Origin of the sequence: Mesorhizobium sp. M7A.F.Ca.CA.004.12.1.1 (assembly GCF_003997835.1) — a bacterium.
GTDB lineage: Bacteria > Pseudomonadota > Alphaproteobacteria > Rhizobiales > Rhizobiaceae > Mesorhizobium.
Genome location: NZ_RZRK01001103.1, coordinates 1 through 1,546, shown reverse-complemented (window position 1 = coordinate 1,546; position 1,546 = coordinate 1). Strand labels below are relative to the sequence as shown.

Genomic DNA, 1,546 nt, shown 5'->3' with positions numbered 1-1,546 from the left:
TTCCCGTCTGGCGCAAAAACGCTGAGACGAACGGTGGCGAAGGGCTGGGTGTTGCGCCAGGTCCGGGCGCCATGACTAAGGAGGAGGCCTACAAGGTCCTTGGTCTTGAAGCGGGGGCCGCCGCGGCGGATGTCCGCAAGGCGCACCGCCGCCTGATGCAGCGCCTGCACCCCGATGTCGGCGGCACGTCTTTCCTGGCGGCGCGGATTAACGAAGCCAAGGACGTCTTGCTCTCCAATCACAACTAGTCTCCTTCGACGCAGAATTTTTCCGGGAGATGGCTTGCACGCCGTCCTACTGCTGGACGGCGTAGCACTCGATGTTCTTCTTCTTCAAAGCGGTACAGGCCTTCCAGGCGGCGGTCTTCGAACCGAAACCACCGAAGCGGGCGCGGTAATAGGTGACGCCATCCTTGTCGAAGGCGACAGTGAAACCGGAAGCGTCCGCCAGCACCTTGGGCGCCTGCTTGGTGGTCTTGTCGAGAAAGGCCTGGGCCTCGGACTGCTTGGGCGACGAGGCGACCTGAATGGCCCAGCCCGACGGCACCGACGCGGTGTTGACCGGGTCGACAGCCGCCGGCGTCGGCTCGGCATAGGCCGCTACCACCTGGGCCGTCGCGACCTGGGGGGCTGAAACGATGACGGTCTTGACCTTTCTGGTCTTGACGACGGGAGCTGCTTCCTCGGCCTGCGCGGTGTCGTCTTCGGCGACCGTGGCGTCCTCGGCAACGATGGCATCGTCCTGCGCTATGACAGGCTTGTCGTCCGGTGTCGGAGCGTCATGCTTGGGCAGAAGAACCTTGGCGAGGGCGGTGATCGGGTTATTGCCACCGGCCTTGGCGACCAGATCGCCACCGCCGCGAGTCGATGCCCTCGGCAGATAGGTGTTGATCAGGTTGGCCATCTGATTGTCACGGCTGCCGCCCGAGGTGCCGCCCATGACCACGCCGACGATGCGGCGATTGCCATCGGAAACCGACGAGACGAGGTTGAAGCCGGAGGCGCGGGTGTAGCCCGTCTTGATGCCGTCGACACCCTTGATACGTCCAAGCAGGCGGTTGTGGCCGTTGATGCGCTTGCGTCCGTAGAGAAAGGAGCGCTGCGAGAAATAGCCGTAATACTGCGGAAAATGCTCGCGCAGCGCGATGCCGAGCGTCGCCATGTCGCGCGCGGTGGTGAACTGGCCGGGGTCGGGCAGGCCATTGGCGTTTCTAAATACGGTGCCGTTCATGCCCAGCGCACGCGCCTTGGCGGTCATCATGCGGGCAAAAGTGGTTTCATTGCCGCCGAGCATTTCGCCGAGCGCGGTGGCCGAGTCGTTCGCCGATTTGGTGACGATCGACAGGATCGCGGTCTCGACCGTGACGGAACCGCCCGGCTTCACGCCAAGTTTCGTCGGCGCCTCGGCGGAGGCCTTGGCGGAAAACACCACTGGCGTGTTCCTGCTGATCTTGCCCTTCGCCATCGCTTCGAAGGTCAGATACAGCGTCATCATCTTGGTCAGCGAAGCTGGGTAGCGCCTGCCGTTGGCATCTGCGGAGTAAAGC

Annotated in this window: 2 protein-coding genes; one reads left to right on the top strand and one right to left on the bottom strand. The window is 63.6% G+C overall.

Features of this window, described 5'->3' with window-relative positions; translation table 11 throughout:
• The coding region (locus tag EN984_RS34085; RefSeq protein WP_164765895.1) for a DnaJ domain-containing protein at positions 1-248 on the top strand (248 nt) is incomplete at its 5' end.
• Positions 249-294: 46 nt separating this feature from the next.
• Here EN984_RS34085 and EN984_RS34080 read toward each other — a convergent pair.
• Positions 295-1,546: D-alanyl-D-alanine carboxypeptidase (locus EN984_RS34080; protein WP_127384332.1), on the bottom strand; the 1,252-nt coding region annotated here is incomplete at its 5' end.